Origin of the sequence: Clostridium sp. YIM B02569 (genome assembly GCF_022320765.1) — a bacterium.
Classification (GTDB): domain Bacteria; phylum Bacillota; class Clostridia; order Clostridiales; family Clostridiaceae; genus Clostridium; species Clostridium beijerinckii.
Genome location: NZ_JAKJJX010000015.1, coordinates 95731 through 119561 on the forward strand (window position 1 = coordinate 95731; position 23831 = coordinate 119561).

The following is a 23831-nucleotide window of genomic DNA, read 5'->3' on the forward strand; positions in this document are numbered from 1 at the left end:
CCTCCATGTGATTTATGATGTAGATAAATTTTATTAATGGGGGGTAATTTATATGAAAAACAATACAGTTGTTTTAATTACAGGATGCTCATCGGGGATAGGACGAGAACTTTGCAAGATATTATCTGAGAGAGGATATATAGTTGTGTCAACAGCTAGAAAGGTAGAAGCTTTAAAAGATTTGCCTGTATCATTAAAGCTACAACTAGATGTTACCCAAAAAGAATCTATTTCAGTTGGGATTAAGGAAGTGATAGCACGATTTAAGAAAATTGATATTCTTGTAAATAATGCGGGATACTCAACCAGAGGTGCTTTAGAAGAAATCGATGTAAAAAGTGTGAAAAGCATGTTTGATGTAAATGTATTTGGAATAATTAATATGATTCAGGCAGTTGTTCCGGAAATGCGTAAGAAACAATTTGGCAAAATTATAAATATCGGTTCAATTTCGGGAAAATTTGTTCAACCCATTAATGGTGCATATTGTGCATCTAAATATGCAGTTGAGGCAATAAGTGATACGTTGCGTTTAGAACTGCACAACTATAATATTCAAGCAACTGTAATAGAACCTGGACCAATAAAAACAAATTTTTTTAAAACTATGGTTAATAATTCAAATAATCTTATGACTAATCAAGATTCTTATTATTCAACTTTTTATGAAGCAGATGCTAAATATCGAAATGATCAAAATTTAACTGATCCTAAAGAAGCAGCGAAAACTATTGTTAATATAATTTCGAAAAGGAGACTTAAACCTCGTTATAAGGTTGCTGTTCCGCTTGCATATAATATAGCTATACACTTTCCTGACTTTGTAAGAGAATACTTTATGAAAAAGCGCTAGATTAATGAATAATTATAATTTATAGTAGCAGAATATCAACAACTATTGGAAGGGGATAAATCAATAATGACATTTTTAAAACAAGTAAAGCTCTATAGAGTAAAAATTACTGAGCCTTGCGACAACAAAAATATATTACAGAAAACATTGAATTTCAATTATACTCTCAATAATTCAGGGATAGGTTATAGAGAGTTCAACAATATTATTCCAACAGGAATTACTGGTTGGATAATACAATGGATGGGGAAAAAATATTTTGCGCCTGACGATAAGCAAGAAGGTTTAAAAGATTTTATAAATAGAGTTCAGACTGCAGATATATTAATACCTTATAAGAGAATTGAAGGGCATTGTTGTAAAATTTATTAGTATTAATTTTAAGGTGTTAAATAACTAACTTTTACAAATATTTATTTAAAAAAATATTAAAATATATTACATGAATGAGGCGAAAAGATATGGAATTAATAAATGGAGATTCAAATCCTATAGACAAAACAAGAGAAAGTATAAAAAAATTGATTGAAGATTGTAAAATTGAACTTGAAGTTTTGAGTAGAATGATAAATGTGGATTATAACTGGCTAAAAGATTATATGGATGGAAAAAGAAATTTGCATGAGTTTTATGCTAATGCAAAGGATTCTATTAAAAACAATAAAGAATTTGTGTGGAATCCAAAGTGTCCAGAGCCTTCAGCATTATCAAATAAGATTTATATTCTATCTGAAGGGATACGTAGTATAAATGAAGATGACAGAGTCAAAGGAATAATAGATGTATTGATAATTGACGTTGGAATTAGATACGATACTTTAGCTATGTATGCAGGTATAGGCTTAGAAGATGTTAAGAATTTCATGAAGGATACTAATTCTATTACATATGAAAATAAATATAAGCTAGCGGTAGCAAGCTTGTTTTTACACTTTTTGGTTAATGGAAACAAGTCAGCTTTAGGCTAATTTATTAATATATTTGATTTTATAATGTTTCTTGGTGAGATTGTGGCAACATATGCATAGGAAGAGTGTTTGGAAAAAGGAAGACCAAATGCCATGAAAGTTAAAGCAACAATATTAATGGGTACAGGTTATTTTGATTTAAATAGTAGAGTTGGGGCGATATTTAAATCATGTGAAGGAAATAGGTAATCATATTTATATGAAATCTTAAAGTAACATGAAATAAAAAATACTTACTTTGTATCAAAGCTATCTTAACTTTATGCACATCAATATCGAAATCTGTGGGTTTGGAGTACTAATAAAAAAGAATGTATTGCTTAAAAGTTGATATAATGGTACCAAAACAATATGAAATATTTGTATTATATGAATGAAAGTGGAATTGGATATAATTGGAGGCAAAATTATGAAAAAATTAAAAAAACTAAGACTGATAGTGGCTCTATTAGTAGCAAGTGTTTCATCGGTATTTAATTCAATTGGAGCGAATGCAGAATGGAAACAGGATTCAAATGGTTGGTGGAATACAGAAGGAAGTTAATGGTCAGTAGGTTGGAAAGAGATTGATGGAAAGTGGTATTATTTTAAACAAGATGGATATATGGTACATGATACAACCATTGATGGATATACAATAGGATCTGATGGGACCTGGATTCAGGCTGCACCTAATAATATTACAACTAACAAGTATAAAAGTTTTGATATTGATGAATTTAAAAATGATTTGAGAATAGATGGTTATCCTGTAGAAGTGAGAGATACATTGTATAGGGAAAATAGTGTATCTAAAGGATGGAAATTAGTTAATGGAAAGTATTATTACTTTAGCTTTGAAGGGGATCTAGCAAAGGATGAAACTGTTGATGGATATTATTTGGGTGTAGATGGAGCTTTAGATACAACTAAAGGTAAATCACAATTGCAAGATATTACTATGAAGACTGAAAAAAGTGTGTATCCTCTCGGTACAGAAAAGATCAGGGTTGATATAGCAAATAATACGAATTTAGAAAGTGGATATGGTGGAGAATATTATCAAATAGATAAGTTTGAAAATGATGAGTGGCATAATTTAGAGTTTGCAGAAGATACTAGTTTTAATGATTTAGAAGCGATTTTGCCAGTAAAAGGAACAAATGTTGATATTTGTAAATTAAACATACTAAAAGATTTTAACAAGCTTACAGCAGGAAAATATAGAATATTAGCGGAAATTGAAAACTCAAAAGGTTATTCACATGTGACTGCAGAATTTGAACTGCAATAAAGAGAAGTAAATATAAGATTTTAAGTACCGTATTATTCAGCTGAATGTACGGTATTTTTATATTTAAAATGCTGCACAATTTTATCGAAATGATTATTAGTTCAAAATTAAATAATACTAAAAAATAAAATAATATATTTCTAAAACAAACGCAAAAAAACAAGGAATATAGAAGCCTTTAGAGTAAAAATTATTGAATATGCATCATTATCAAATAATAAATTTCACGAAGGATGCTAATTCTATTACATATGAAAATAAATATAAGCTAGCGGTAGCAAATTTGTTTTTACACTTTTTTGGTTAATGGTAATAAGTCAGTTTTAGGCTAATATATTACTAAATTTATTAAGGTGCTTATTACAAGATTTTAAAGCAAAAAAAAAGTTTGCTTAATTAGGGGAATACTTAATCTATATGATAACTCATGAGAAAGAAAAAGTCTATATTTTTATTATCTTATACTCTATAATTTTCGTTGTTGCAACAAAATTATAATTAGATAGGAGAATGAATATGACAAAGAAAAAGATAGCTAATATTCCATTTGGGCCATTTATCAGTGTTTTAGCAGGAGCTACTGTTAATGGAAAACCTAATTATGCTACAATTGGAGCATATGGAGTTGTAAGTCAAAAAAATGTACTTTATATATCGTTGAAAAGCTCACATTATACAACAACCGGAGTTTTAGAAAATGGATTTTTTACTGTAAATATTCCTAAATCAGATGATGTTGAAAAAACTGATTATTGTGGAACTGTTTCTGGAAGCAAAGTAGATAAATCAAATGTTTTTGAGTCTTTTTATGATGAAGTAGGAAATGCACCAATGATAAAGGAATGTTCAATAAATTATTTGTGTAAAGTGATACAAACCATTCCCATATTTGATTTTACAATGTTTCTTGGTGAGATTGTGGCAACATATGCAGAGGAAGATTGTTTGGAAAATGGAAGACCAAATGCCCTAAAAGTTAAACCAACAATATTAATGGATACAGGTTATTTTGATTTAAATAATAGAGTTGGATCAATATTTAAATCATGTGAAGGTAATAGGTAATCATATTTATGTGAAATTTTAAAGTAACATGAAATAAAAAATAGCCAATATGAAAGTAATAAAAGTATAGCATTTTTGTATGTATGCTATTTAAGAAGTATGTATGAATTTAATAGTTATTTGAAATGCAAAAAAGAGTAATAAACATATTGGGAATATGAATATTACTCTTTGTTTTATATATTTGGGGAAATATATATGAAAAAAAGTTTTTATCAAGTTTATGATTTTATTATAGTTATTTATTATGTCAGAATAATGGCAAATGTGAATTATAAATTTATATTCCCCATACTATGTAAAACCTAATCAAAGATGTTATCTTAGACCACATGTCCTCATGTAAACACACAATTACCTATAAATGAGATTCTAGAAATAATACCGTATGGGAAAGTCAGTTTTAAATTAATTTTTATGAAAATATTACATTACCATCAGTAAAGATTATAATTGAAGAAGTGTATGTAAGCGGAGGTAAAACCTGGTGGGTAACTCGAGCATTTAATCTTAATAGAGCTTCCATAGTTTGGTCTGAATCAATAACCATAACTATAGCTTTACTAGTAGATTCGCCAAGTTTTATAGTAAGAGATGAATTGGCTGGTAAGCCTGAATCGCTCCAAGTGTAAATACCTTGTTTAAATGTTTTAGGTTCGGCAGATACACCTATAATATTAAAGCAAGTAGATATGAAGAAAAAAATTAAAAATATAGGAATAAATTTTTTCATTAGTTTAACCACATTTAATGTTAAATTATTATATAATATATCATTTGTATTATGTGTATTTAGGGTTGAAATATTCAACATATAGGTTAAACAAAAAATACCACTTGTCGACGCATGTATGTATGTGATAATTAATTTAAAATTAAATAATACTAAAAAATTAAATAATATATTTTTAAAATGAACGCAAAAAAACAAGGAATATAGAAAGATTTATCGAATATATACCTATCATAGATTGAATTTACTGGAGGGTGTATATATGGAAAATAGACTTGAGGCATTTTTAGAGGTTATTCCTGAATTAAAGGAAATATTACAAGACGATATAGCAGTTGCTGTAGCAGATACTAAGAAATTTATATATTATCGTGATGGAAATTCCATTAACTTACCTATCAAAGTTGGACAAGAGTTAAATCCTGAGGAACCATTATATAAAAGTATAAAAGGAGGTAAGGTACTAAGTGTGATAGTGCCAAAAGAATTATTTGGAGTATCATTTAAGGGGATTTCTTACCCTATTAAGGATTCAAGTGGAAATATTATTGGTGGAGTTGCAATAGGGAAAAGCTTAAATAAACAGTTTAAAGTAGAAGAAGTAGCAGAGAACATTTTTAGTTCACTGCAACAGACAAGCGCAAGTATTGAGGAAGTGGCTACTGATTCTCAAAGACTTTCATCTTCAATGAATAGTATTGTAAATGCAACACAAAAAACAGAAGAAAAAATAAAAGAAACGGATACGATATTAAATCTTATTACTAGTGTTTCTTCTCAATCTAATCTTCTAGCTTTAAATGCGGCTATTGAGGCTGCAAGGGCAGGCGAGGCAGGAAGAGGTTTTTCAGTTGTTGCAGGTGAAATGAGAAAACTTTCACAGATGAGCAGTGAATCGTCAAAAAAAGTATCACAATTGCTTCTTGAAATGAGAAATTCTATTGATGAAGTTATTAAGGAGATTAGCAATACAAACATGATAGCAGAATCACAAGCAGCAGCTACTGAAGAGATAACGGCTACTTTAGAAGAGATTACCTCAAACTCTAAGGAACTGGTGGATATGTCAAAGGTAGTATGGTAAAGACGATTATGGCATTTACTTCAGATACATATAATTTTAGTAATTATCTTATTAGATTATTTAACAACCCTCATAAAATTTATTAGGAAAATTTAATAAGCTCATGGTATAAAATAAGCAGAAAATCGCATTATTTAATAAAATATGAATATGCGATTTTTTTCTGCGCAATTTGAAAAAGCATGTAGTTATGAATTACTTAAGTATATTATTCATGGTTGAAGAAAATTTTTGATTATTAATTATACAGATGTTTCTTTATGTTTATGAACTTCTTCTCCCCATTCGCCAAGATGTTGTAAAGCAACTATGAGCTTTTGACTAAGTTCTGATAATTCATATTCTACTCTTGGTGGAATTTCATTGTATTGATGACGAATAATCAGAGCATCTTCTTCAAGTTCTTTTAAGTTTTTTGAGAGCATAAGACTGGATATGCCATCAACTTTTCGCTGTAGTTCATTAAAGCGAAGAATTCCATTTTGAGATATAACCCAAATGATTAATAATTTCCATTTCCCATTTATAATTTTTAAAGCATATTCAATAGAACAGTTTTCCATGAAAGCAACCTCCATTACTTATATAAATATTAGTAGCTAAATATTTTTTGCGTACTTGTTGATTTATATGTTACTTAATATAATAAAGTCAGTCAATAGATGATTGATTGACTTAAGAGAATTTTATATTTAAAAGGAGAGATAAGATATGTCAAAGGTAGTTATTTTTAAAGGCAGTCCAAGAAAAAATGGATATACTGCAAAATTATTAGAACAAGTTGCAAAAGGAGCTAAGTCTAAAGGTGCTGAAGTTATTGAATTTGATTTAAATGATTCTGGAATTCGTGGATGTCAAGGATGTATGTATTGCCGTACCCATGACGGTTGTGCAGTTAATGATTATTTGCAGCCAATGTATGAGGCTATTAAGGAAGCAGATGCTATCGTTTTTGGTTCTCCAATATATTATTATACAATTACAGGGCAATCAAAAGTTTGGTTTGATCGTACATTCCCAATGATTGGAAATGATTATAAGGCAAAATATCCAGGTAAAAAGTTAATAACAATATTTACTCAAGGGAATCCTGATCCTAAGATAGGTGCGGAAGGCGTTAAATTTGCCAATAATATGTTAGAAGAATTAGGCTGGAAGTTAGAGGATAGCATTCATTACTGCGGAACTAGCCATAATCCTGATTTAGCAGTGTTTGATGAGTTATCTTTAAGAGCATTTAAGGATGGAGAAAACTTAGTTTAATAAATTTATAATAGTATTTGGATAGTATGACGAATAATACTGAATTTGAAAAGTTGGAACTTAAAGACACACATCATGTAATGTTAACTTGACATAGAATTTAAAGAGGAATATACTTTTATGTAAGGTAGACATGACAGGAGTGGTTCTTAATGAAAAATAAACTAAAAGAATTCCGTGAAGCTATTGGATTAACACAGGAACAATTGGGAGCTCTTGTAGGAGTATCAAGACAAGCAATAAACTCTATTGAAACAGAAAAATATGAGCCATCTATATGGCTGGCTTATGATATTTCTCAAATATTTCATTGTGCAATAGAGGAAGTTTTTCTTTTTGAACAAAGTGAAAGAAAATCAAGGGCACAATTAAGTAGAGGTGTAGTTTAAATGGCATTAAGGAAAATTAGATTATTTGGTGATGAAGTTTTAAGAAAGAAAAGTAAAGAAGTTGAAGTGGTAGACGAAAAGATCAAGCAAATTCTAGATGATATGGCGGAAACCATGTATGATACAGAAAATGGTGGGGGCTTAGCGGCGCCGCAGATAGGAATACTTAAAAGGTTAGTTGTAATAGATATGGGACAAGGTCTAATAAAATTAGTTAATCCAAAGATTATTAAACAAGAAGGAATTCAAGAAGTTATAGAAGGATGTTTAAGTAATCCACATGTATTTGGAAGATTATTAAGACCAGAAAAAGTGACAGTTCAAGCATTAGATGAAAATGGTAAAGAAATAATACTAACAGGTACAGGAGATTTAGCAAAATGTTTTTGTCATGAAATTGACCATTTAGAAGGCATTCTTTTTACTGATTTTGTTACTGAATATTTAAAATAGTATATTAAACTTTTTGTTACTGTATTATTTAATATATCATGCATTGTTAAATAAAAATGAAAATGTTAATTAATAATTTAATACAGCATTTATATAATCAAAAAATCACTAGGTAATGTCTAGTGATTTTTTGCTGCCTAAATATAAGAAAAATTATTGGCTTAGTAATATGCAGCAAAAGTGATGAAATTCAACTAAAGAATTAATAATATTCTTGTATTTATATATGTTACAAAAATAATTTTTTATTACAATTCTAAAAATATTGCAAGAATTTTGGCTGTAATTCTGAATTATAGAATATGCAATGTTAAACACGACATAAATTAATATATTTTGCAGTTACAGGAAAATATATAAAAAATGGTTGTATTTTACTTTTGATAGTAGTAGTATCTAAATATAGTTCGTATATGGAACTATACTAAAATAGAACTATTATTATGGGGAGTGATTTATGTGGAAGGTAATAATAAAAACATGTTTAAGGAAAACTCAAAAATAAACTTTAATAGGACAGCTGAAGTTTATGATGAAAGCAGTGATGGCAAGTTTGTAGCCCCAATGTATGAGGAGATTGTTAGTAGGGTAATAAATGCAAATCCTAAAAAAATATTAGATGTTGGATGTGGGACAGGTAATGTATTAATAAAACTTAGTGCCAACTATAAGTTTGGTTTATATGGATTAGATATATCAGAAAATATGATTGGGATAGCTAAGAAAAATCTTGGGGATAAAGCTGAACTCAAAGTTGGTGATTCAGAGGACATTCCTTGGGAAGATAATTCTTTTGATGTAATTGTATGTAATGCATCCTTTCATCATTATCCAAGCCCAGAAAAAGTTTTATTAGAGATGAAAAGAGTATTAAAGAATTCTGGTTTATTAATTTTAGGGGATCCAACGGCACCAGTAATTTGTAGACAATTTATAAATTTATATTGCAAAACATCTAATAATGGTGACTATAAAATATATTCTGAAAAAGAAATTAAGGCACTTTTAGTAAAATGCGGATTTGAGCCATTTGATTTTAAAAAGATTAACTATAAGAGTTTTGCAATTAGCGCTAAGATAAGAAAATAATCATTAATAGATTGGAGTGACAATATGGATAAAGAATGTAAAAAGCAAATAGATGAATTTAATGTATTATGGCATCGTATGTTATTTGAATCAAGCTATAAAGATATTGAAGCTAAATATGCTAGAATAAAAGGACTTAGTGATAATGAAATATCCATAATTAGAATTATTTCCGAGAAAGAAGAAGTTATTATTAGAGATATTTTAGAAATATTAAATATTCCTAAAAGTACATTGACTAACATGATAGATAGATTAGAAAAGCGTGATCTTATAAGTAGATCTATTAGTAAAAGAGATAGAAGATCTTATAAATTAGAGCTTACGGAAGAAGGAAAAAAAGCGCAAGAGGAACATATAAAATTTGAAGAAGAAATTTATGGAAAAATAATGATTTCTTTAGATACTTATGAAGAAAGAGAAAATTTATTAAATATTATGAGAAAGATTGTTTATAATATTTCTAGTAGATAATGAAGTTAATTTTTGAGGTCAAATGGTTATTTACTTTTTGTGAATCCATTTACCATGTCACAATTATGGCCTAAAAACAATATTATAAAAAAGAGTATGATTTAAAGAATATTTTCTTATTTGAGATAAAGTTCACATCTGTAAGTGGTTTTTAGATTATATGCGGTAGTATTATACAACCTAATAATTTATAATAACCACTTTTATGTTGAACCATTCACCAGAGCGTTCATAAGTTACTAACCAACAAAATTGAATAACAAATTGTAGAAACGTAATATTCTTTTAATTCACTAATATTGAGTTTGCTAGTGAGTTGTTGTATTATATACTAACTATAATGCAATATATATTTGACATTATGATTTGTATATGTTACAACAATAATATAAGGAGGAATGCAGGTGAAAAATCTTAAAATGAAATCAGCAAGAGCCTCGATGGACTTATCTCAAGAACAGTTAGCAGATATAGTAGGCGTAACAAGGCAAACAATAGGAATGATAGAAGCTGGAAAATTTAATCCATCATTGCAATTATGTATCGCCATTTGCAAGGCACTTGGAAAAACATTAAATGATATTTTTTGGGAGGATGATGATAATGAATAAAAAAATTGATGAACGCCAACAGCAGGAATTCTATAAATGTGAGAATATGGCGTTTCGCATTATGTTTAGTGTATCAGTAATAGTGATTGTAATACAAATGTTATTTATGAAAGCTGCTTTTCAGCAAGTACTTGGTGAAACAGTAATACTTGCATGTGGGGGCATTTCGATGATTTGGAGTTGCTTGAAAAGTGGTCTATGGAGCTACAATAACAATGAACCTTTTGTAAAAAGTAATTTAATTTATAGTATTATATGCTCAGTTGTAGCTACGTTATTGTTTGCAATTATAATTTATACAAGGGCAGGAATCAAAGTGATGACCCCTACTATAATTGGTGGATTCTTTGGTGGAATTTTCATTCTTGGATTTATTGTTCTAACATTACTAGGACAGGTATCAAAGAATACAAAAAAGAAAATAGAAAATAAATATAAGGATATTTAAGTGAAACTTTTTTAGGCTTAGAATAAAATATATATTTGAGTTCTTATAAGATACTACACTTAATATTGAACGAAGGTAAAATATATGGATATTGAAAAACTTGTTCAGGAACTTGGAAAATCTATTGGAAAGATTATTTGTAATAAAAAAGAAGAAAATAGTGAGAAAATCAATATAGAGCAAATGAGTCCTATAGATATATTTAAAATAATTCTTACCAAAGTTGTTCATGATGGTGATTATAATAAAGCAGAAGATTTAATCTTTGATGAACTAGAAAAAAATAATTCACAAGAAGTTCATGAAATTGCAATTGACTTTTATAATTCGCTCCTTAAAAAGAGTGATGAATTCTTGAGGAAAAGTAATTTCCCAAGAGAAGAAGTTTATCAGGGATTAAAAGATATAGAAAAATTTAAAGTTAAATAAGTAGGTGTTTTAGGAGGAATTTTTATGGTAGAAAGGGAAGAGTTTCTTGCTTATATAAAGGAAAAATTTAATACCAATCCTGACTATCCATGGCCTAAATATCCAGAGTATGCTGTACTTAGACATGAAGTGAATGGCAAATGGTATGGGTTAATTATGAATATACCAAGAATTAAATTAGGTCTAAGTGGAAAAGGAAATGCTGAGATATTAAACTTAAAGTGTGACACTGCTCTAAATAGTTTGTTAAAAAGTCAAGATGGGATTTTTCCAGCATATCATATGAATAAAAAGCACTGGATTACAATTGATTTGGACAGCCTATTTTCCAAGGAGGAAATATATAATTTAATTAGCTTAAGTTATGATTTGACAAAATAGAAATTAGTTATCAAAAGTAATGCAATGATTCTAAAATCGCATTATTCAAGAAAATTGAATTTGCGATTTTTTTTGTACGGTAAATTATAGATTTATTGAACGCTGAATATGTAATACTATAAGGCTTTATGGAATTGAAATAATATTTTTTCAAAACACAACAGGATAGCATTTACAAAATATGTTACAATTAACTGGAAGATAAATGGAGATTTAGAGGTGTGAAAATGAAAGTTTTAATAATCGGTCTTGGTGTGATTGGGACAACTTATGGATATGTTTTTCAAAAAGAGGGGCACGAGGTAGAGCATTTAATAAGAGACAGCAAAAAAACATTTGTACCTGAAAATATAAATGTCAAGTTATTAGATGGAAGATTTAACAATAAAGGCGAAGAAAAAAATGATAATTATAAGATCCATATCGCAAATAAAAACAGTTCTTATGATTTTATATTAGTAAGTGTTCCAGCTGGAAAAATTGAAGGAGTAATAAGAACATTAAAAGAGAATGACATTAATGGTACTTTGATAATTTTCAATGGAATATGGGAAGATAAAAATTATATTGAAAATTTATTTAAAGGATGGGAGTACATACTTGGTTATCCAGTAGCAGGAGGGAATATAAGTGATCATGAACTAAATTGCTGTATATTTGATCATATTATGCTTGAAAGCAAAGAAAAAACAAATATTAAAAATTATGATAAGTTATTGGAATTATTATCTGATTGTCATATTAAAGCTGAAATACCTTTTGATATGCTCGAATGGATTTGGATTCACATGGCAATAAATGCAGCTGTTATAACAAACGCTGGAGAATATGGTGATATAAAAAATACAACTGAGGCAGCAGAAAAGTTGATGGATTCTTCTAAAATTTTATCAGAAACAATACTAACTATAAGGGAAACTGTAAAAATAATTGCATCTAGAAATGTAAATTTGAAAAATTATAATAATGAATTATTTGCTTATAAAATGCCTTCAAAATTATCAGGAATAGTTATGAAAAGAATGTTTAAAAATAATCAGCTAACTCGTAGAATTATGACACTTCATAATAATATAGATGATTTATTATATGTATGCAAGAATGTATATGACTGCGGTAAAAATAATCAAATGGATGCGCCGCTGTTTTCAAGAAAATACAATTTACTAGAAAAGAAGATAAATTGTTAAATTTTGCGCCCAAGCAATTCAATATAGAGAAGTGTATCAAAATTATTAAATTTCTTGTCTTATATGGCTTAATGCTTTCTCTTTTAAAGTCCCTACAATTTTATAAAGAATGAATTAAGTCATTTGAAAATTAATTCTCCAGCGTAACGAAAATCTACTATATCTTTGATTTATAGCTGATTATAAGCAGAAAAATTTTTATTTTAAGTAATTTTATATAAGAATTAACAGATGTATAAAATTGCTATAAATAAAAAGATCCAAGAAGCTAATAATAAAGTGAAATAAGCTTTAGATTTATGAGGCAAGTTACAAAGGAGGAAAACAAATTGAGAATTAAATCAAAACATATTTTATTTTTTTTGGCAAGTATATTTTTTATTCTAACTATATTTATAGATAATATAAATATTAATTCTGATTTATGTGATTTGGCATTCAATGAAGATGTTACTTTAAATGAAAAAATAAGTGAGCATAAGAAAAAAACAATTTATTTAACTTTTGATGATGGACCTAGTAGCAAAGTAACAAATAATGTTTTGGACGTATTAAAGGAAAATAAAGTAAATGCAACTTTTTTTCTAATCGGAAATCAAATTGAAGGAAAAGAAGATGTGGTAAAAAGAATTTATGATGAAGGAAATGGAATAGGACTTCATACATATACCCACAAAATAAGGAAAATTTATAGCAGTGAAGACGCATTTATAAAAGAAATGATTAAGTGTCGAGATGAGATAAATAAGGCTATTGGAATTTCACCGAATATAATTAGATTTCCATGTGGAAGTCATAAACGATTGAACAAAAATTATTTAAAAAAACTGCATGATGAAGGATTTAAAATATATGATTGGGACTTAGATAATACTGATGGATTAAATTCAAAACTCTCACCAGATACTTTATATAGAAAAGCAATCAAAGGAAGTGAAAATCGCGAAAACATAATATTACTTTTGCATTGTACAGATATGCATAAGAACACATGCAAGGCTCTTCCACAAATAATAAAATACTATAAATCTAAAGGATATGAATTTAAAGTTATTACAGAAGATACTCCAGAATTATATTTTCATATGAGAGGAAAATTATTTAAATAAAAATATATTTGCCTAAACAATATAACATTTAAAAATAAAGGCAGCATGTTATTCATGAAGATTAAGAATGAAAAATCTAGTGAATACTAAATGAGAAAAATTATATAAATTAAGCCTAGAATGTAAATTCTAAGAACACCTATAGAAATATAGGTGTTTTTGTTGTAAACTTGTAATATATAGGAGAAAATTAGAAGGTTTTGTTTAATTATCTTAAAATGATTTATTAAAACAATAAAAAACGGGGAGGGGTTCTTTGAAGATTATAGTCAGACATGTACCTAATTTAATTACAATAGCAAGAATAATACTATCAGCATTATTTGTTCAAAATATAATTGAGCAATTTATATATGCGAAGGAAAGAAATGTGAATTTGAGCATTTTATTTTTATCAATATGTATTTCAGATTTATTAGATGGCAAAATTGCAAGAAAAACTAATTCAACTTCGCTAATAGGAGCAAAACTAGATGTATTTGCAGATTTGTTTTATATTATTATTTCATATATAACGTTAATAAACATAAAAATTTTGCCTATATGGTATTTTGGATTCGTATGTTTGAAATTCATTGAATTTATAATAACATCAAAGTATATCAAAAATATTAAAAAGTCGGACAAGTCCTTTATTTTCGATAGTGCTGGTAGATTAGTTTCGGCTACATTTCTAGTAATTCCAGGGATTGTATGTATATATAGATATATTGGGGCTAATAATGCAATAATTACAATAAATTATATTATCTATGTAACATTTATAATTGGAGTTTATTCTTCTTATTCAAGAGTAAAACTTTGCTTTATCGAAAATAAACTTATATAAATATAGAGAGTTATGAAAGGATGATAAGTATGAAGAGTATATCGGGAAAGTTAGTTATACTTATGAGTATGATAATAACATGGGTATTATGGTTATTTGTTGAACCTATAAGAGAAATATCTACAATGAGTGGATATTCTCAATTAATAGCTGCATTTGCATTGGTAGCATTTGCATTTATTAATTTCATTTCAACTAGACACAAAATTTTAGATGGCTTATTTGATGGACTAGATAAATCATATATTTACCATAAATATTTAAGTATTTGTGCGTTAGCTTTGGCTGTTATTCATAATATAACAATAAGTATGGGGAAAAAAATTGAAAGGGCCAATGGAATAAAAATTCCTAAAGATCCTTATGCCATGTATGGGACTTTTAGTATGTATATATTTATAGTACTTATATTAATCGCCCTTGTGGCTAAAAAATTAAATTATGAAAAGTGGAAAACAATTCATAAATTTATGATTATTCCTTATGCATTTGGAATTTATCACTATTATGGAAGTGCAACTTATGCTGTCTTTTCATTGGAACCTTTTTGTATATGGCTAAATCTAATAAATATCATAGGTATAGCATCTGCAATTTATAGCGTGTTCCTTTATGAAAAAATTTCGTTTAAGTATAAATATAAGGTGAAAAAATTAGATATAGTAGCTAATGGAACCTTTGAGATTACAGGGGATTCCATTGGAAAAGAAATAAAATTCAAACCAGGACAATTCGCTTTTTTGAAGATTTTAGATAATGAAAATGGATTTGTTTCACATCCATTTACAATAAGTGAAGCACCTAAGAATGGAGAATTGCAATTCACTATTAAAGCATTAGGGGATCATACAAAGGAGTTGTTAAATACACTTAAGGTTGGAGATGAATTTGTTGTCTCAGGACCTCATGGTAAATTTAATTATAAAACTGGTGTCAAGAATCAAATATGGATTGCAGGAGGAATTGGAATAACACCTTTTAGGAGCTTTGCTCAATCAGGTGTAGGTGAAGAATTCTCGGTAGATCTTTTTTATGCATACAATAATGAAGCTGAAGGAGCATATAAAGAAGAATTGCAACTATTAAACAGTAATAATTTAAGAGTGCACTTATTTAATTCAAAAGAAAAGGGATTTTTATCAGTAAACGAAATATCCAAAGTTGTGAATACAAAAGATAGTGTTGATGTTTACTTTTGTGGGCCAGCTCCAATGAGAGAAAATTTAAAAAAGCAGTTTAAAGATAGTAATTTTAATATTATAAATTTTAATTATGAGCATTTTCAATTTAAATAGATAAGATATAGATTTATTGAAATGTCACACTACTCAGAGGTAAAAGTGTGACATTTTTAATTGTATAATATGGAGATTTAACTTGGCAATTAACAAAATAATGTTACTTTAAAACTGAGTAATATAATACATACAAGCTATGTTATAATTAATCCCAAATAGTAAATTATTATAATTTATTTTCATATTAAGGAGGACTCAGATATGACTGTATATATAGCATTGTTAAGAGGAATTAACGTAGGTGGAAAAAATATAATTAAGATGGCAGATTTGAAACAAGTATTTGAATCAATCGGACTTTGTGAAGTAAAAACCTATATTCAAAGTGGAAATGTTTTATTCAAATCAGATGAGACAGAAGATATTCTGTGCAATAAAATTGAAAATGGGATTGAGGCAGTCTTTGGGATTTCTACAAAAGTCATTTTGAGGACTTCTACAGAATTAGAACAGATTATCTTAAATTGTCCATTCTCCAACGACGAAATAACAAAAGCAGAGACATTATCCAAAGTAGAGTGTTTATATGTTGCGTTATTGAAACATAATCCCTTAAGAGAAAAGATTGAGTGCATGGATGCTTATGGAAGCGAAAGTGATAAGTACCAAGTTATAGGAAGAGAAGTATATCTATTATTCCATCATAGTATTCGAAATTCAAAACTTGCTAATAATCTTCATAAATTGAATGTACCAACAACTGTGCGCAATTGGAAAACATTAAGTAAACTTTCTGCATTAGCAAAAAATATGGAGTAATAATGTAATTTGCTATGAAATAAAATGCAATGTCAAAATACAGTCATTTCATCTTATCAAAGTATATTAGAGAATATGAAATAGTAATATGTATATGCTAAATAAAGTATAAAGATAAGTTGCAAAATCTTCTTGAATTATGTAAAAATATTGAGAGAAATATAAAAATATCATATAAAGACTTATAGGCTTTACGGAGGTAAAAATGAGCAAAATATTAGTAGTATTTTATTCTTTTTCAAATACAACAAGAATGTTAGCAGAAGAAATAGCAAAACAAACGGGAGGAGATATTAGGGAGTTAGTTCCTGAAAAGTCCTATGCATTCAATTATAATACAGCAGCAAAGGAAGTAAGGAATGAAATTGAAAATGGATATTGTCCAAAATTATTGTCTGGAGAAGAACCAGTCAAGTCTTATGATTACATTTTTTTAGGGACTCCCAATTGGTTTAAATCATTCGCTCCACCAATACTAAGTTTTTTAAGAAACGTGGATTTGCAGGGAAAGACTGTTATTCCTTTTTGTACTCATGGTGGGGGAGGTTTTGGGCAAATTCAAATTAATATTGCAAAAGAATGCCCGAAATCAACAATCCTTCCTGGCTTTGAAGCTATGAGTAATTTTACTGAACAGCAGGTTAAAAGCTGGATTGAGCAAATTGGTCTATAGAATAAAGAGAACTTGTAATTATTTATATATCTGCGTGAGATATAGTGCTGATTCAATAAATCAAAAGAATCCTTTTAACAATTTGATAATATTTCATTGGTAAAATGTATCACAAATTATTTGTATCAGTGAAAATTATATATATATTGCAAAAATAAATCTTCATCATAATTCTAAAAATATTGCAAGAATTTTATCCGTAATTGTTAAATGTGAATTGTGAATTGCAACATATATATTAATAAATAAAAGCTTAGAAATAATCTTGACCCTCACCTTACAGGAGGTCTTATTATTATAAACGAGGTGAAGAATTATGCTATACACGGTTAAAGAAGTTGCAAAATTTACAGGAGTCACTGTAAAAGCACTACATCATTATCATAAAATAGGATTACTATTTCCACATGAGGTAAATGAAGCCGGCTACCGTCTTTATGGTGAAAAAGAGCTTGAGCGACTTCAGCAAATATTATTTTATCGTGAGCTTGATTTTTCTCTTAGTGATATTAAGAAAGCACTTGAGGATGAGCCGAATCGGTTAGAGTGTTTAGTTAAGCAACAGGAACTGCTAATTGCGCGCAAGCAGAGGACTGATGGTTTGCTAAAGACTATAAATGAATCAATTGTCCTTGGTAAGAGAGGAGAAATTATGGATAAGTCAGCAATGTTTAAGGGGTTCAATAAAGAGGAATGGAAGGATGCACTTTCAAATCAGAAAAACTACCTTAAAGGTAAGTATGGATATGATATGCCTGAGGTAGATGAAGCTCAAGTTAATAATATGAATGAGGTAGCTATGGAAGCACAGCAGTTTATAAACTATATAAAAGATGCTCTAAAAAATGGTGTAAAGGCTAATGATACAAGTGTACAGGAGACATTAAAAAGTCATATTGAATTTTTAAATGATCATGGTCACAGCGTCGATGCAAAATCATTTGTATCTCAAACAAAGTTCTTTTTAGATGATGATTTTCATAGGAGCATGCTTGAAAATCAATTAACGGGACTTTCTTACTACCTTTATACAGCAGCAGAAATGTATGCTTCTTTAAATTAGTAAATACTTATAGGTAGTATATTTAAAGTAGCACAAATATTTTATAGTAGGTGAATTTATTTAGAATAGAATTTTATAAAACCATTGTATTCTAATATGGTTTACCATAAATATTGTTCAGAATATTTATTCTTAACAATATCTATTCTGAAGAATATTACCATATATATTCTTCAGAATATGCTTAAATAATGAGGGTTTGAAGGCTATACCTTCATAGTGTTTTTATTTCAATTGTATAATTAGCCATAAATCTAATGGTATAAAAAATAATTCGACCTATAAGCCATACTGTTAAAAATTAATTACTGAGAATTTAAAAGATGATTATTTGTTACACTAATAAAACTTTTAAGTAAAGGATTGATTTTTAAATTCTTGTTGATTACAAACTTAATTTCTAATTCAGCAAAGTTATCTTTTAAGTCATAAATGAAAAAATTATGATTTTTAGGCAAAATACTTTTTGGTAAAAGAGATATGCCAAGACCTTCATCTATGCCCCTAAGGATAGATTCTAGTGAATCAAATTCAATAATAGTAGCAGCCTTAGAGTTGTTATAACTCAACCATTTTTGTAAGAGCTTACGATAAGGGCAATCAGCATCTGAAATTACTATTATAGGAGCTTGTAAATCATTAATAGAATTAATGCGTATAGAAGATACTAGTGCAAGCTTTTCTTTAAAGGTAATAACTTTTTTTATTTTTGAGGATGTAGTTTCATCAGATATAAAAGCCCCATCTAATTCATTCTTTAAAATCATATCTAGAAGATTTTTCTGAGTTTCTGTTTTTAAGGTCAAAGATACTTCGGGATTTTTCTCATGGAATAAATAAAATAATTTAGGTAAAACAGATGCAGAAATAGTCTGAGTAGCACCTATTTTAATAGTAGAAGAAATTTTAGGAGTAAGGAACTCGCTATTAGCTTCATCAATTAATTCAAGAATTTTATCTGCATACTTAAGCAATTTTTCCCCATTAGGTGTAATTACAGTTCCTTTATTGTTTCTTATAAATAAAGTAGTGTTTAATTTGTTCTCAAGTAATTTGATTCGCGCAGTTATATTTGATTGGGCATAACCAAGTCTTAAAGCAGCTTTTGATATAGATTTTTCATAAGCAACTATCTGAAATATTCTTAGATTATTAATTTCCATAGTGTAGAAACCTTTCGTTAAAATTAATTTACATGTGCCATCACTATTAGTGATATTAAAGATTATTTATAAGTATTATACAATTTTTATAGTGGGAGTTAAACTGTAAGTGTAAAAGGAAAGGTGTGAGTTGAGCAATAATTTTGCTTAAGAATTAAAAATAAAATTAGAACTAAAATTAAAAGGGAGGATAAAAAGAAATGATAGCAACTCAATATAAGATTATATTACCTAGCGATTATAATATGAGCATAATAAAGGATAGAGTAAAAAACAACGGATATAAAACAGATGGATTTGAAGATTTAAAGTTTAAATTATATCTAACAACAGAAAAAGGAAAAAATGAGAATTTGCAAAATAGCTACTGTCCTTTATATGTTTGGAAAGATAGTAATGGATTAAATAAATTTTTGTTTAAGGGCTTTTATGACAATATAATAACTTCTTTTGGATGGCAGAAAGTAAATGTAGGAATACTATTAATTGATACAACAACATATAAAATCAAAGATAGTAAATATGTATTTGAGATAGAAAGAGAAATAAAACCTCAGGGAAGCCTTAATAATTTTAAAGATGAAATAGAAAAGAATATTCCAAGCATTAAAGAAAGTGAATTCATAGTTATTTATAATCCTGATAAATGGAAATATCATGTGTTTTTCTTCATAGATGATTTAAGCAAGATAAGATTATTAGAAGGAACAACTTATGATATACTTCACATATCACAAGAAAAAATATAAATGCAAGTTCGTTTAGAATAATCAGTCGGGAATTTTATTTCTTTTCAATAAGGTATATGGAGCTGTATGAAAGTCATTTTTCAGAATAAACCTTCATTTTTTATTTGGGAAAGTATAAAAACTTTCTATTTTTAAAGTCATTTATATCAATGATTACGAGGATGCTCGCTTGTAAAAACATGATTAAGAATGAACGTGATGTAGCTACTTTATTTTTTATAAATTGATTGTTTTAGAACAAATGTTCTGATAAAATATGTTTATAGTTCACTTTATAATTAAGAAAGTTAATAAACTCTAAGATTAGAAAATAAAGGACTGATTGTTATGAAAAAAGATGAAGAAAATCCAGAATACTTTGCTAAGCGTAATAAGAAAATGGATGATAGCGACATCCTACCATCAATAGAATTTCTCGAAAATATAGCCTGCGAGTACAATAGTGATGGCACCGAGAGGAATTTTGCTGAAAAGCTGGAAGCATGCAGACGTGAGAAATACAGATCTGCTGATACATCAGCCCTTACAGGAGAAAGTGTGGGTATTGATTCTGAAAGATTAGATAGAGTTCCAGAAGGCAGGTTCAATACAGAGATTGACGGTGCTTATTTTGAATGCTTTTATCAAGCAAGCGAATACGACTATCTTTACGTTGTGCTCGATACCATGCGCGATGACAAGACAATTGCAAAAGGTCCACTTCCACGTTTTCATAAGTGGTCATGGTCTACGTTTCTGAAAGGACATTTATTAAGTATTGAAGATCCGATGTACTTTGAATCCGATATTTCTGTTGGATGGTTTTATGGGACAAAAGAACGAGATTATCGTGACGCTACGGCAAAGCTTGTTATGAGAGTGGCAAGATTCTTAGGCATCCCTAATGAGCATATTATTTTTTATTCAGTTTCATCAGGAGGAGCATCTGGTTTATTTACGGCTGAAAAAATCTCTGGCAGCGTTGCAATAGCATCTAATCCACAACTTGATCTTACACGTTTTCTTCCAAGTGCACTTGCTAATTTTAAAGAATGTACCGGTATTGATCTTACCTATGAAAAGGAATATGGAGATGCAGGGCGTGTGGATTTTGCTCATGTTTTATCTACAAATAGCCTTTCTAAATACTTAGTTATTATAAATTGCCGCTCAAAGATAGACTTTAATGATCAGCTCATTCCATTCTGTAAAGGACTTGGTATAACTCCTCGTTATGGTCTGCAAAAGATAGGAAACTTAATTATATGGGTAATAGATGCCCCAGGTCCGCATCCACATCTATATTATGAAAGTAAGACCATGTATTTTGCCATTGATTTCCTTGCAAAAACATTAGCAGATGGTGGCGATATAGATAGGCTTAAATCACTATATATAATGTTTAGCGAGTTCTGGCATGAGAAGGCAGGACTGATTGCAGGAGATCCTGAATGTTTAGCTGATGCTGATCCAGTAGGAAAGTCATTTGCTGAACAGTTGAAAAGATAATATTTGTTAAATTAAATAAACTACAGATCACAATATCACAAATTCGTTATTAATAATGAATTTGTGATATTTTTTGTTTAATAAATACTATAGATAACTCAACTACAATCTAAACTTATGCGTATACCTCACCGAAATGAATACGTATTTGTTCCATATGACTATGAAAATTTTGCTAGAAGGTTCTATATAAAAAGAATGGAGTTTTTATGGAAAGTAGAAATATTTCTTTGAAAATTAAATACTAAATACTTACAAAATATACTATAATTAATAAAGGATGGCAAATAATTGCGTAATGTATTATTGGAGGAAACAAGATGGAGTATATGGGAAATAGAGAATACTGGGATAATAAATTTGCTAATAGAAGTGGTAATCCATTAAATCCAGAAAAATCGGTAACTGAAAAAATTACATATTTCAAAAAAGGATCTGTTCTTGATATAGCATGTGGAGATGGTAGAAATACTTTGTTTTTACTTGAAAATGGATTCGAAGTAACAGGCGTTGATTTTAGTAGTAAAGCTCTTGACAGGCTTAAGACATTTGCTAAAAGAAATAATTATTTAGTTAATACAAAGCAAGTTGACTTAAGTGTATCTAATTCTTTAAAGGATATTGGAATATTTGATAATATCTTAATCAATCATTACAGGTTAAGTAAAGAGCAGATTGGAGACTTAGAAAATCATATAACTGATAATGGGATTTTATTTGTTTGTGGTTTTGGGCATAAGTATAAGATTGATTCTAAAATTAGAAAAGAGGATCTTATTAAGCCAGCTGATTTTGAAAATTTAAAGAGATCCTTTGAGCTAATTGAAAATATAGAAAATGAAGATGATAGAGGATTTTTTGTCACTTATATTTTCCGTAAAAGATCAGCGTAAGACACAATATATAAATAGAGCTAAATCATTATTTAACCAATTTGATGTAGTAAATTATGCAGATGTTTTCTAAAGAGTTGAATGATATATGTTTATATAATATTTTATATTTTGAATTTAAAAGTAAAATGTGAAAGTAATATAGTAATTTGTTCTAATTATGTGTAACTTGATAGCAATAATATTAAGATTATCATTTGTATAAAAGAGGTAACTATGACTGTTAAGAATTTTATAAGAAAAGATCCTGAAAAAGTATATATTATTACTGTTCTTTTAATTACATGGATTATTACAATTATGTTGTTTATTAATCCTAATATAGGTAAAAATGATTTTGCTTTAATCATGTTCATTCCTGCAATATTAGCTATTATCTTTAATAAGATTACAAATGACCATCAAGCAAATTTATTTAAAGACACAACTTTAAAATCAGTATTGTTTGGAATTTTCTACCCTATTGTTTTTATAGGTGTCTGCTCATTTATAGTTCAACTTACTGGTGTCGGAAATATCAGTATAAACAAGGAATTCACATTCAAAAGTATTATAATTCTAATACTGTCTGTAGTTATTGGTTTATTCTTAGCTTTGGGAGAAGAATATGGATGGAGGGGATATCTACTCCCTAGATTAACAAAAGATTATGGTAAAACGAAAGCAACTATAATTGTAGGTATAGTATGGGGATTGTATCACATTCCTGCTGTTTTTCTTTTGGCAAAAGCAACTGGAATAGGTAATCCATTATTCCTATGTGTTATCCAAGCATTTGCTGCCTTTACATATAGTTTTCCTTCATCTTATTGTTACTATTCTTCAAGGAGTTTATTACCAGTACTATTTCTGCACTCGGTGTGGAATGTGGTTAATCCTTTGATGCTTGGTGATATTTATACAAACACATCTGGGGTGATAAGTGGAGATATAATAAAAATAAATGGAGAGGGTGTACTTGGATGTATTTTAGGTGCAATGATGATTTTATATTTTGTAAAGCAATTTAGAAAAGAATATAAAGAGAAATATTAGTGGCATTTCAGCAAATGAAGCAGATGCAAAAGCTATAGATACAATTCAAAAAACAGGTAATTGGGGATA

General features: G+C 28.5%; 31 protein-coding genes and 2 pseudogenes. 30 read left to right on the forward strand and 3 right to left on the reverse strand.

What is annotated here, in order from left to right; genetic code table 11:
- Positions 1 to 52: 52 nt before the first annotated feature.
- The 9 genes and pseudogenes from L3B96_RS14855 (at position 53) to L3B96_RS14880 (ending at position 4159) form a co-directional block, all read left to right on the forward strand.
- Positions 53 to 853: an SDR family oxidoreductase gene (locus L3B96_RS14855; RefSeq protein WP_238861663.1), complete on the forward strand. Its 801-nt coding sequence runs from the start codon at positions 53 to 55 to the stop codon at positions 851 to 853.
- A 66-nt stretch (positions 854 to 919) separates the two neighbouring features.
- On the forward strand, positions 920 to 1225 hold the full coding sequence (locus tag L3B96_RS14860; protein ID WP_238861665.1) for a hypothetical protein: 306 nt from the start codon (positions 920 to 922) through the stop codon (positions 1223 to 1225).
- A gap of 89 nt (positions 1226 to 1314) precedes the next feature.
- Positions 1315 to 1821: an HTH domain-containing protein gene (locus L3B96_RS14865; protein WP_238861667.1), complete on the forward strand. Its 507-nt coding sequence runs from the start codon at positions 1315 to 1317 to the stop codon at positions 1819 to 1821.
- A 3-nt stretch (positions 1822 to 1824) separates the two neighbouring features.
- Positions 1825 to 2010, forward strand: a pseudogene (locus L3B96_RS14870) (flavin reductase family protein); the annotation flags it as partial.
- Positions 2011 to 2230: 220 nt separating this feature from the next.
- Positions 2231 to 2365: a hypothetical protein gene (locus L3B96_RS27295; RefSeq protein WP_275297184.1), complete on the forward strand. Its 135-nt coding sequence runs from the start codon at positions 2231 to 2233 to the stop codon at positions 2363 to 2365.
- Between the two features lie 9 nt (positions 2366 to 2374).
- Positions 2375 to 2467, forward strand: a pseudogene (locus L3B96_RS27470) (cell wall-binding protein); the annotation flags it as partial.
- A 111-nt stretch (positions 2468 to 2578) separates the two neighbouring features.
- Positions 2579 to 3094 (forward strand): immunoglobulin-like domain-containing protein, encoded by a 516-nt coding sequence (locus L3B96_RS14875; RefSeq protein ID WP_343073098.1) that lies wholly within the window; start codon positions 2579 to 2581, stop codon positions 3092 to 3094.
- A 199-nt stretch (positions 3095 to 3293) separates the two neighbouring features.
- On the forward strand, positions 3294 to 3401 hold the full coding sequence (locus tag L3B96_RS27475) for an HTH domain-containing protein (RefSeq protein WP_336886469.1): 108 nt from the start codon (positions 3294 to 3296) through the stop codon (positions 3399 to 3401).
- Between the two features lie 209 nt (positions 3402 to 3610).
- Positions 3611 to 4159, forward strand: a complete 549-nt coding sequence (locus tag L3B96_RS14880) for a flavin reductase family protein (RefSeq protein ID WP_238861668.1) — start codon at positions 3611 to 3613, stop codon at positions 4157 to 4159.
- A 415-nt stretch (positions 4160 to 4574) separates the two neighbouring features.
- On the opposite strand, the gene L3B96_RS14885 is transcribed toward L3B96_RS14880, so the two are convergent.
- A complete protein-coding gene (locus L3B96_RS14885; RefSeq protein ID WP_238861669.1) occupies positions 4575 to 4973 on the reverse strand; it encodes a hypothetical protein in 399 nt (132 codons plus the stop codon).
- Positions 4974 to 5154: 181 nt separating this feature from the next.
- Here L3B96_RS14885 and L3B96_RS14890 point away from each other — a divergent pair, with 181 nt between their 5' ends.
- On the forward strand, positions 5155 to 5976 hold the full coding sequence (locus L3B96_RS14890) for a methyl-accepting chemotaxis protein (protein ID WP_077829840.1): 822 nt from the start codon (positions 5155 to 5157) through the stop codon (positions 5974 to 5976).
- Between the two features lie 242 nt (positions 5977 to 6218).
- On the opposite strand, the gene L3B96_RS14895 is transcribed toward L3B96_RS14890, so the two are convergent.
- Complete coding sequence (locus L3B96_RS14895) at positions 6219 to 6539, reverse strand: helix-turn-helix domain-containing protein (protein ID WP_238861670.1); 321 nt, start codon at positions 6537 to 6539, stop codon at positions 6219 to 6221.
- A gap of 148 nt (positions 6540 to 6687) precedes the next feature.
- On the opposite strand from L3B96_RS14895, the gene L3B96_RS14900 reads away from it, so the two are divergent.
- From L3B96_RS14900 to L3B96_RS14975, 16 genes are all read left to right on the forward strand, one after another.
- A complete protein-coding gene (locus tag L3B96_RS14900; protein ID WP_238861671.1) occupies positions 6688 to 7239 on the forward strand; it encodes a flavodoxin family protein in 552 nt (183 codons plus the stop codon).
- 152 nt (positions 7240 to 7391) lie between these two features.
- Positions 7392 to 7628 carry a helix-turn-helix transcriptional regulator gene (locus L3B96_RS14905; protein WP_041898271.1) on the forward strand — a complete coding sequence of 79 codons (237 nt, stop codon included), beginning with the start codon at positions 7392 to 7394 and terminating at the stop codon, positions 7626 to 7628.
- Positions 7629 to 8081 (forward strand): peptide deformylase, encoded by a 453-nt coding sequence (gene def / locus L3B96_RS14910; RefSeq protein ID WP_238861672.1) that lies wholly within the window; start codon positions 7629 to 7631, stop codon positions 8079 to 8081. It begins immediately after the preceding gene.
- Between the two features lie 459 nt (positions 8082 to 8540).
- Positions 8541 to 9170, forward strand: a complete 630-nt coding sequence (locus tag L3B96_RS14915) for a class I SAM-dependent methyltransferase (protein WP_238861675.1) — start codon at positions 8541 to 8543, stop codon at positions 9168 to 9170.
- A gap of 24 nt (positions 9171 to 9194) precedes the next feature.
- Positions 9195 to 9644 (forward strand): MarR family transcriptional regulator, encoded by a 450-nt coding sequence (locus L3B96_RS14920; protein WP_238861677.1) that lies wholly within the window; start codon positions 9195 to 9197, stop codon positions 9642 to 9644.
- A 404-nt stretch (positions 9645 to 10048) separates the two neighbouring features.
- Complete coding sequence (locus L3B96_RS14925; RefSeq protein WP_012059653.1) at positions 10049 to 10255, forward strand: helix-turn-helix transcriptional regulator; 207 nt, start codon at positions 10049 to 10051, stop codon at positions 10253 to 10255.
- Positions 10248 to 10703, forward strand: coding sequence for a DUF6773 family protein (locus L3B96_RS14930; RefSeq protein WP_238947947.1), 456 nt, complete (start codon positions 10248 to 10250; stop codon positions 10701 to 10703). Before L3B96_RS14925 ends, L3B96_RS14930 begins: the two co-directional genes overlap by 8 nt.
- 84 nt (positions 10704 to 10787) lie before the next feature.
- Positions 10788 to 11132, forward strand: a complete 345-nt coding sequence (locus tag L3B96_RS14935) for a DUF6483 family protein (protein WP_238947948.1) — start codon at positions 10788 to 10790, stop codon at positions 11130 to 11132.
- A 24-nt stretch (positions 11133 to 11156) separates the two neighbouring features.
- Positions 11157 to 11513, forward strand: a complete 357-nt coding sequence (locus tag L3B96_RS14940; protein ID WP_238947949.1) for an MmcQ/YjbR family DNA-binding protein — start codon at positions 11157 to 11159, stop codon at positions 11511 to 11513.
- A gap of 227 nt (positions 11514 to 11740) precedes the next feature.
- The gene (locus tag L3B96_RS14945) at positions 11741 to 12703 is read left to right on the forward strand and encodes a 2-dehydropantoate 2-reductase N-terminal domain-containing protein (RefSeq protein WP_238947950.1); all 963 of its coding nucleotides are present in this window, start codon (positions 11741 to 11743) and stop codon (positions 12701 to 12703) included.
- 329 nt (positions 12704 to 13032) lie between these two features.
- The gene (locus L3B96_RS14950; RefSeq protein ID WP_238947951.1) at positions 13033 to 13812 is read left to right on the forward strand and encodes a polysaccharide deacetylase family protein; all 780 of its coding nucleotides are present in this window, start codon (positions 13033 to 13035) and stop codon (positions 13810 to 13812) included.
- 256 nt (positions 13813 to 14068) lie between these two features.
- Positions 14069 to 14641 carry a CDP-alcohol phosphatidyltransferase family protein gene (locus L3B96_RS14955; protein WP_238947952.1) on the forward strand — a complete coding sequence of 191 codons (573 nt, stop codon included), beginning with the start codon at positions 14069 to 14071 and terminating at the stop codon, positions 14639 to 14641.
- 29 nt (positions 14642 to 14670) lie between these two features.
- A complete protein-coding gene (locus L3B96_RS14960) occupies positions 14671 to 15936 on the forward strand; it encodes a ferric reductase-like transmembrane domain-containing protein (protein WP_238947953.1) in 1266 nt (421 codons plus the stop codon).
- Positions 15937 to 16140: 204 nt separating this feature from the next.
- Positions 16141 to 16698 carry a DUF1697 domain-containing protein gene (locus tag L3B96_RS14965; protein ID WP_238900539.1) on the forward strand — a complete coding sequence of 186 codons (558 nt, stop codon included), beginning with the start codon at positions 16141 to 16143 and terminating at the stop codon, positions 16696 to 16698.
- Between the two features lie 205 nt (positions 16699 to 16903).
- Positions 16904 to 17371 carry a flavodoxin gene (locus L3B96_RS14970; protein ID WP_238900538.1) on the forward strand — a complete coding sequence of 156 codons (468 nt, stop codon included), beginning with the start codon at positions 16904 to 16906 and terminating at the stop codon, positions 17369 to 17371.
- Between the two features lie 316 nt (positions 17372 to 17687).
- Positions 17688 to 18434 carry a MerR family transcriptional regulator gene (locus tag L3B96_RS14975; RefSeq protein WP_238900537.1) on the forward strand — a complete coding sequence of 249 codons (747 nt, stop codon included), beginning with the start codon at positions 17688 to 17690 and terminating at the stop codon, positions 18432 to 18434.
- Between the two features lie 305 nt (positions 18435 to 18739).
- On the opposite strand, the gene L3B96_RS14980 is transcribed toward L3B96_RS14975, so the two are convergent.
- Entirely contained in the window at positions 18740 to 19597 is an 858-nt protein-coding gene (locus L3B96_RS14980) for a LysR family transcriptional regulator (protein ID WP_238947954.1), read from the reverse strand.
- Positions 19598 to 19797: 200 nt separating this feature from the next.
- Here L3B96_RS14980 and L3B96_RS14985 point away from each other — a divergent pair, with 200 nt between their 5' ends.
- From L3B96_RS14985 to L3B96_RS15000, 4 genes are all read left to right on the forward strand, one after another.
- Entirely contained in the window at positions 19798 to 20346 is a 549-nt protein-coding gene (locus L3B96_RS14985) for a DUF4865 family protein (RefSeq protein WP_238947955.1), read from the forward strand.
- Positions 20347 to 21012: 666 nt separating this feature from the next.
- The gene (locus tag L3B96_RS14990) at positions 21013 to 21834 is read left to right on the forward strand and encodes a hypothetical protein (RefSeq protein ID WP_238947956.1); all 822 of its coding nucleotides are present in this window, start codon (positions 21013 to 21015) and stop codon (positions 21832 to 21834) included.
- A 320-nt stretch (positions 21835 to 22154) separates the two neighbouring features.
- Positions 22155 to 22727, forward strand: a complete 573-nt coding sequence (locus tag L3B96_RS14995; RefSeq protein ID WP_238900533.1) for a class I SAM-dependent methyltransferase — start codon at positions 22155 to 22157, stop codon at positions 22725 to 22727.
- Between the two features lie 216 nt (positions 22728 to 22943).
- Positions 22944 to 23762, forward strand: coding sequence for a type II CAAX endopeptidase family protein (locus L3B96_RS15000; RefSeq protein ID WP_238900532.1), 819 nt, complete (start codon positions 22944 to 22946; stop codon positions 23760 to 23762).
- Positions 23763 to 23831 lie beyond the last annotated feature (69 nt).